Genomic DNA, 7,427 nt, shown 5'->3' with positions numbered 1-7,427 from the left:
CCCCGCCTCCCCTCAGGAAGCCAGCTTTTGACGTTGCTTCTGCGGGTGCAGGGCGCAGCCCTGCCAACAAACCCCACCCTCAGTAACGAGGCCGGCCTTCTTCCAGCACCTGGCGCAGGAACGGCACGGTGATCCGCCGCTTCGCCGCCAGCGATTCGCGGTCCAGCCAGTCCAGCAGGGTGATCAATCCACCCAGCTCACGGCCGGTGTGCGACAGCAGCCATTCGATGGCCGCTTCGTCGATGGCCAGGCCGCGTCGCAGTGCACGCTCGCGCAGCACCGCAGCACGACCTTCCTCATCCAGCGGCTGCAGCAGCACGCGCACGCACTGGCCCAGGCGCGAACGCAGGTCCGGCAGCACCAGGCCCAGCTCGCCCGGCGCCTTCTGCGCCGTGTACAGCACGGTTACACCTGCAGCGCGCGCGCGGTTGTGGAAATCAAACAGCGCGATCTCGTCCTCGCGATTGCCGGCAACCTCGTCCAGCCCGTCCAGCGCCACCAGTTCGCGTGCGTCCAGCCCATCCAGCGCTGCACGAACGCGGCCGGCGGCGCTGGCCAGTGGCACGTACGTCGGCAGGCGCCCGGCCTGCTCGGCGCTGGAGCACATCGCCAGCGCCTGGTGGGTCTTGCCGGTGCCCGCCGCACCTTCCAGGTAGACCCAGTCGTGGCTGGCGCCAACCGCGATCGCGCGCAGCTGCGCCAGCGCGCCATCCGGCGCGCCGATGAAGGTCTCCAGGCGCTGGTCCCGCGGGTAATGCAGGGCCAGCGGCAGTTGCGGCACACCCATCACTTCAGGTCGGGGCCCTTGTCGTTCGGAACGATGATATGGGGGGCGTCCACTACGCCATCAAGCACGATCGCCGGCTTCTCGCCCACGTACAGCTCGCTCTGTCGGTAGCGCTGATGCGCATAGCGCAGCAGAACATTGGTCACCGCCGCCACCGGCAGCGCCAGCAGCATGCCGAGGAAGCCGAACAGCTGGCCGCCGGCCATCACCGCAAAGATCACTGCCACCGGGTGCAGGCCGATCTTGTCGCCGACGATACGCGGGGTCAGCACGTAGCTTTCCAGCAGCTGGCCCACGGTGAACACCACGCCCACCAGGATCAGCAGCTTCAGATCGAAGCCCTGCGCCTGCACCAGTGCCGCGATCACCGCCATCAGCACGCCAGTGGTCGCGCCCAGGTACGGTATGAAGCTGATCAGGCCGGCAATCAGACCGATCAGCAAGCCCAGCTTGAGGCCGACCAGCGACAGGCCGCCGGCATAGATCACGCCCAATGCCAGCATCACCAGGAACTGTCCGCGGATGAACGCGCCCAGCACCTCGTTGGACTCGCGCGCCAACGCGCTGATGGTGCCGATCTGGTTACGCGGAATGACCGACGCCACCCGCTCGACCAGCTTGTCCCAGTCGCGCAGGAAATAGAACGCCAGGATCGGCAGCAGCAGGATGTTGACCACCCAGGTCACCATCGCAAAGCCCGAACGCGAGACGTAGCCCATGAATGTGGTGGCGAAGCCGCCGGCCTGCTGCCAGTGGCTGCGCACCCATTCGATCAGGCGGTCCGGATCCAGCCACTGCATCACTTCCAGGCCGGTCTTCTGCTCGAACCAGGGGATCCCCTTCTCCATCAGCCATGCCTGTGCCTGCGGCGCGACCGCGATCAGGGTGGTGATCTGGCGCTCGATCATCGGCACCAGCACCAGCAGCAGCGCCACGATCACCAGCACCATCGCCGCGAACACCAGCACAACGCCGGTCATGCGCGAACGGCCGGTGGCCTCGATGCGGTCCACCAGCGGGTCGCCCAGCCACGCCAGCGCCAGCGCCAGCACGAACGGGGTCAGGATCGGTGCCAGCAGCCACACCACCCAGCCGACCAGGCCGGCGAACAGGATGTACTTCAGGCGGCGCAGGAACTGCGCGATTTCGGCTTCCGGGGTCAGGGTCATCGCAAGCGGTACTCGTTGCTGACCGGCGCGGCCACCGGGGCACCGGTGGTGTCATCGATCGGGGTCGGCAGGGCCGGCAGCGTCGCGCTGGGCACCAGCACGCCGTTGTCGCCCAGCATGCGGTTGAAGCCGGCCAGGCCGGTGGTCATCTCCAGGCTCAGCTCCAGCTGGCCGGCCGAGGCGTGCAGCGGGGTGACATTGCGTACCACCGGCACCTCGCGCAGCCCGGCGGCAAGGCGCAGGTAGTCGTCGGCACTGTTGATGCCGGTGACCACCACGCGGTAGGTCCCGGCCTGGCCGACGGCGGCACCCGCCTTGGCATAGCGCCTGACCAGCGCGTCGGCGGCGCCGTCGGCACCGGCGGCCATCGCGCGCATGGCGTTGGCGTCCTTGCTGGTCCACTTGTTCAGCTCACGGCCGTTGTCGACGAACACCCAGTCCGCCTGCCAGCCGCCGTTGGCGCGGTAGAGCTTGCCGATCAGCTGCATCGGCGGCGAGTAGCGCGACGAGGCGCGGGCCACGGCGGCACTGTCCTGGCGCCAGATGGCACCGGCCAGCGCCTGTTCGGCGGCACCGCCGCTGGGCAGGCCCAGCTTGTAACCCCGCTCGATGGCGCGGTTCAGCAGCGGGCGGGCGGCGTTGGCCTGCTGCACGCTGACCAGGCGCGGGCCACTGCCGTCGTCGACGGCCAACCACACCACCGGCTTCGGCCGCGGCTGCGGCCACAGCGGCAGGCCCAGCGCCGAGACCAGCGAGTCGACGTCATCCTCGCGGAAGCGGGCCACCAGCAGGGTCCTGAAGCTCGGCGCGCCGCTGGCGCCCACGCTCTGGTCCTGCTTGTAGTCGTAGCTGGCCACGTAGTCCTTGGCGTTGCGCAGCGCCTGCACCACGCCGGGGCGGGACATCACGTTGCGGTCGCCCGACAGTTTGCCCAGCACCACGCTCAGGGCACGGGCCAGGGCGCCGTTGCGATCGGCTTCGGCCTGGCTGTTGACGGGCACTTCGGCCTCGTACGCACCCGAGGCGGTGGCAACATCTCCCTCGGTGCGCAGGCCGCTCTGGGCCATCGTGGCCACCGGCAGGCTCAGTGCAAGGAGCAGGGTCAGAATCAGGCTGCGGCGCATCAGGACATCCATTGGCTCGACGAATCCGGGGGAATTGTTGCCCGAATACGGCCTTTGCGCCAATGCGGCCTGTTAAAATCGCTCGTTCAACCCCTGCCAGCGCCGACGCCCGTGACCAACACCCCGTCTTCCGCCCCCTCCCCCCTCACCTACCGTGACGCGGGTGTCGACATCGACGCCGGCAACGCGCTGGTCGAGCGGATCAAGCCCCTGGTCAAGCGCAGCTTCCGCCCGGAAGTGATGGGCGGCCTGGGCGGCTTCGGCGCCCTGTTCGACCTGTCCAACAAATACCGCGAGCCGGTGCTGGTGTCGGGTACCGACGGCGTGGGCACCAAGCTGAAGCTGGCCCACCAGCTGAACCGCCACGATACGATCGGCATCGACCTGGTCGCGATGTGCGTGAACGACGTGCTGGTGCAGGGCGCCGAGCCGCTGTTCTTCCTGGACTACTTCGCCACCGGCAAGCTGGACATCGACACCGCCGCAGCGGTGGTGGGCGGCATCGCCAACGGCTGCACCGAGGCCGGCTGCGCGCTGATCGGCGGTGAAACCGCTGAAATGCCCGACATGTACGCCCCGGGCGAGTACGACCTGGCCGGCTTCACGGTGGCTGCGGTCGAGAAGAGCGAGCTGAAGGACGGCGCCAGCGTGGCCGCCGGCGATGTGCTGATCGGCATCGCCTCGTCCGGCCCGCATTCCAATGGCTACTCGCTGGTGCGCCGCATCTACGACCGCGCCGGCCGCCCGGCCGACCTGGAACTGGAAGGTGGCGTGAAGCTGGTTGATGCGCTGATGGCACCGACCCGCCTGTACGTGAAGCCGATCCTGTCGCTGCTGAAGTCGCACGGCGACGCCATCCACGGCATGGCCCACATCACCGGTGGCGGCCTGACCGAGAACATCATCCGCGTGGTGCCCGACGGCCTCGGCCTGGACATCCAGGCCTCGTCCTGGACCCTGCCGCCGGTATTCCAGTGGCTGCAGAAGGAAGGCGCGGTGGCCGACAGCGAGATGTGGCGCACCTTCAACTGCGGCATCGGCTTCGTGCTGATCGTCGCGCCGGACCAGGTGGCTGCGGTGTCCGAGGCGGTCAAGGCGCAGGGCCTGGAGCACTGGACCATCGGCCAGGTGGTCACCGCCGAAGGCGCCGAACGCGTCCGCATCGGCTGAACCCGACCCCGAGGAGCCCGCATGGACGCAACGCCCCCCTTGGCACCCACCCCGGTACCGCCGCCGTTGGCGGCCGTGCCGGTCTTCAGCAGGCAGGACGCTGACCACCTGCGCGCGCTGTCCATCGCGCACTACGTGTTCGGTGGCCTGATCGCGCTGCTCTCGCTGTTTTTCATTCTGTACATCGTGCTCGGCATCAGTGCGCTGAGCGGCCATCTGCCGATGAACTCCGGGGGCCAGCCCTCGTCGCCGGCCGAACAGCGCCTGTTCGGCTGGGTGTTCACGGTGCTGGGGACCGTGTTCGTCGCCGGTGGCCTGGGCATGGCCGCATTCGTCATCCAGGCCGGACGCTGCCTGGCCCAGCGTCGTCGCCACCTACTGTGCCTGATCGTGGCCGGCCTGCTCTGCCTGTGCGCGCCGCTGGGCACCGTTCTGGGAGTATTCACCCTGGTTACGCTGCTGCGCCCGCAGGTCAAGGCCGCCTTCGATGCAAGTGGTGCAACGACATGACGACACCCGTCGCACCACCGCCGCTGCCGCAGCAGACCCTGGCGCAGCTGCAGCTGGCCAGCCATCTGCAGACGCTGAAGGTGCTGTTCTACGCGCTGGCGGTTTTCCACTGGATGGCCGCGCTGGCGTTTCTCGGTTTCATCGGCCTGGTCGCCAGCTCACGCGGGCTGGCCGATGGCGCGGTACTGGCCACGGTGTACGGGGTCATTTCGCTGCTGGCTGCCGCGCTTGGCGTCGTGCAGCTGCACACCGCACGCCTGCTGTCGCGCCGCACCGGGCTGGCCTGGTGCCAGCGCGCGGCCTGGCTGGCGGTACTGGCTGGCCCGCTGGGCATGGCCCTGACCGCCTATGCCTGGGTGTTCCTGTCCAAGCCTGACATGGCCGCACTCTTCGACCGCGGCGACCATCTCAGCGTCTGAGCTTGCCGGCAGACGCCCCCTTCCCTGATCGACTCCCCATGTCCGCGCCTGCCCTCCCGACGACCGCCTCGCCTGCCGCTTCCCGTTTCACGGGCCCCAAGAGGCTGGCCTTCGCCGCCGTGCTGGCGGTATTCGCGATCAGCTGGCTCCACCCGCTGTGGCCCATCGAGCAGGCCCTGCACAGCACCCTGACCGTGATCGGGCTGGCCGCACTGCTATGGGTCGACCGCCGGGGTGGCTGGCTGGGCAATGGCGCCTTCATCGCGATCTGTGGCTTCATTGCACTGCACTGCGTGGCTGCGCGCTGGCTGTACTCGAACGTGCCCTACGACGCCTGGGCGCAGGCGCTGACCGGCTGGTCGCCGAATGCGGCGTTTGGCTGGCAGCGTAATCATTTCGACCGGCTTATCCACTTCCTGTTCGGCGTCTGCTTCACGCCTGCGCTGCTGCAGCTGGCACGCCATGCCTGGCCGGCGCTGCGCCGCGGCCAGGCTTTCACCCTGGCGGTGATGGCAGTGATGTGCGCCAGCCTGGTCTACGAGTGGTTCGAGTGGGCCATCGCGCTGGCCCTTTCGCCCGACGCCGCCGAGGCCTACAACGGGCAGCAGGGCGACATGTGGGACGCGCATGCCGACATGCTGCTGGCGACCGTGGGCAGCCTGCTGACCTGGCCGTTGATCCGACGGAGTGCCCGGCAATGACCACGCCCACCCGCATTGCCGTGCTCGCCTCCGGCCGCGGCAGCAACCTGCAGGCCATCCTTGATGCAATTGCCGACGGCCGCCTGCCCGCCGAGGTGGTCGGCGTGTTCTCCGACCGCCCAGCCGCCGCCGCGCTGCAACGGGTCGGTGCACGCCTGCGCTGGGCACATGCGCCGAAGGAATTCGACGACCGCGCCGCCTACGAGCAGGCCCTGGGCGATGCACTGGCCGCGGTCGCGCCGGACTGGATCGTCTGCGCCGGCTACATGCGCATTCTCGGCGCCGCCTTCGTGCAGCGCTTCAATGGCCGCCTGGTCAACATCCACCCCTCCCTGCTGCCACTGCACAAGGGGTTGGATACGCATGCGCGGGCTTTGGACGCTGGCGATGCCGAGCACGGGGCCAGCGTGCACCTGGTGGTGCCCGAACTGGATGCCGGCGCCGTGCTGGCCCAGGCGCGGGTGCCGGTGATGCCCGGCGATGACGCCGACAGCCTGGCCGCGCGCGTGCTGGAGGTGGAGCACCCCCTGCTGATCGCCACCCTCCAGCTGCTGTGCGCCGGCCGCCTGACTGAACGGGAGGGGCAGCCGCACCTGGACGGTCACCCCCTGTTTAGCCCACTGGCCCTAGATTCCGCCGGGAACCTGAACCGGTAACGCCCACGCACACGCCCCGCTGACTGCGGGGCTGGCATCCTGCCCCCCTCCTGCAGCTCCTGTCCTCCATGAAGACCACGACCCTGCTGTCCACTTCATTGCTGCTGTCGCTTGTCGTGCTTCCCGGCGTGGGTTGGGGCCAGGTGCAAGCGCCTGCGGCCCCTGCGCAGCCGGCGCCCGTAGTACAGCCGCCCGCAGAACCGGCCGTGCCGATGCCCCCCGCGCTGGCCTGGGAGCCGCCGCCGCTGCAGCCGTTCACCGCGACCTACCAAGCCTTCTACAAAGGCAAGGAGGCCGGCGACGCCAGCATGCAGGTCACCCACGCCGGCGGCAACCAGTGGCGGGTGGACATGCAGGTGGTCGGCCGCCGCGGCTTCGCCAGCGTGCTGGGCCTGAACATCGAGCAGAGCACGGTGTTCGAAGAGCGCAGCGGCGTCTATGCGCCGCTCAGCCAGAGCACGGTGCGCAAGGGCCTGTTCCTGGGCAAGAAAGCGGTCGGCACGTACAACTGGCAGGCCGGCACCGCGCAGTGGAGCGGCGACGTCAAGAAGGAACGTGCGCAACCGATCGCGCTGCAGCCGGGCGACCAGAGCGCGCTGCTGATCAATCTGGCGATCATGCGTGATGCCCGCCCGGGCGCCACCATGCACTATCGCTACGTGGACATGGGCAAGGTCCGCCAGCACGACTACCAGGCCGCGCCGCAGACCGAGAATGTCGAGGTCGGCGACCTGTCCTACAACGCGCTGCGGGTCTACCGGACCAACGGCGGCAACAACGAAACCATCCTCTGGATCGCCAACGGTGTCCCCACCCCGGTGCGCATCCTGCAACGCGAAGACGGCGAAGACCGCGTCGATCTGCGCCTGATCGAATACCAAGGAGTCTGAG

Annotated in this window: 9 protein-coding genes; 6 read left to right on the top strand and 3 right to left on the bottom strand. The window is 68.8% G+C overall.

Annotation, left to right across the window (positions count from 1 at the left end; all coding sequences use genetic code 11):
• Positions 1-79 precede the first annotated feature (79 nt).
• From hda to RCF13_RS10335, 3 genes are read right to left on the bottom strand one after another with little or no spacing between them, the layout of a single operon-like run.
• A complete protein-coding gene (gene hda, locus RCF13_RS10345; protein ID WP_053500213.1) occupies positions 80-787 on the bottom strand; it encodes a DnaA regulatory inactivator Hda in 708 nt (235 codons plus the stop codon).
• The gene (locus RCF13_RS10340; RefSeq protein ID WP_005415573.1) at positions 787-1,956 is read right to left on the bottom strand and encodes an AI-2E family transporter; all 1,170 of its coding nucleotides are present in this window, start codon (positions 1,954-1,956) and stop codon (positions 787-789) included. Before RCF13_RS10340 ends, hda begins: the two co-directional genes overlap by 1 nt.
• Positions 1,953-3,092, bottom strand: coding sequence for a DUF2066 domain-containing protein (locus RCF13_RS10335; RefSeq protein ID WP_061480734.1), 1,140 nt, complete (start codon positions 3,090-3,092; stop codon positions 1,953-1,955). The genes RCF13_RS10340 and RCF13_RS10335 overlap by 4 nt, the downstream gene beginning before the upstream one ends.
• Before the next feature lie 99 nt (positions 3,093-3,191).
• Here RCF13_RS10335 and purM point away from each other — a divergent pair, with 99 nt between their 5' ends.
• The 6 genes from purM to RCF13_RS10305 all read left to right on the top strand — a co-directional run bounded on the left by purM (position 3,192) and on the right by RCF13_RS10305 (position 7,426).
• Entirely contained in the window at positions 3,192-4,250 is a 1,059-nt protein-coding gene (gene purM, locus RCF13_RS10330) for a phosphoribosylformylglycinamidine cyclo-ligase (protein ID WP_061480735.1), read from the top strand.
• A gap of 21 nt (positions 4,251-4,271) precedes the next feature.
• Positions 4,272-4,760 (top strand): hypothetical protein, encoded by a 489-nt coding sequence (locus tag RCF13_RS10325; protein WP_061480736.1) that lies wholly within the window; start codon positions 4,272-4,274, stop codon positions 4,758-4,760.
• Positions 4,757-5,179, top strand: a complete 423-nt coding sequence (locus tag RCF13_RS10320) for a hypothetical protein (protein WP_061480737.1) — start codon at positions 4,757-4,759, stop codon at positions 5,177-5,179. The genes RCF13_RS10325 and RCF13_RS10320 overlap by 4 nt, the downstream gene beginning before the upstream one ends.
• A gap of 38 nt (positions 5,180-5,217) precedes the next feature.
• A complete protein-coding gene (locus tag RCF13_RS10315) occupies positions 5,218-5,880 on the top strand; it encodes a DUF2238 domain-containing protein (protein ID WP_134968816.1) in 663 nt (220 codons plus the stop codon).
• Positions 5,877-6,536, top strand: coding sequence for a phosphoribosylglycinamide formyltransferase (gene purN / locus RCF13_RS10310; RefSeq protein WP_061480739.1), 660 nt, complete (start codon positions 5,877-5,879; stop codon positions 6,534-6,536). The genes RCF13_RS10315 and purN overlap by 4 nt, the downstream gene beginning before the upstream one ends.
• 68 nt (positions 6,537-6,604) lie before the next feature.
• The gene (locus RCF13_RS10305) at positions 6,605-7,426 is read left to right on the top strand and encodes a DUF3108 domain-containing protein (protein ID WP_231352592.1); all 822 of its coding nucleotides are present in this window, start codon (positions 6,605-6,607) and stop codon (positions 7,424-7,426) included.
• The last annotated feature ends 1 nt before the right edge of the window (position 7,427 follow it).

Origin of the sequence: Stenotrophomonas maltophilia group sp. RNC7, from assembly GCF_030910085.1 — a bacterium.
GTDB lineage: Bacteria > Pseudomonadota > Gammaproteobacteria > Xanthomonadales > Xanthomonadaceae > Stenotrophomonas > Stenotrophomonas sepilia.
This window is presented reverse-complemented; position numbering and strand designations above follow the sequence as displayed.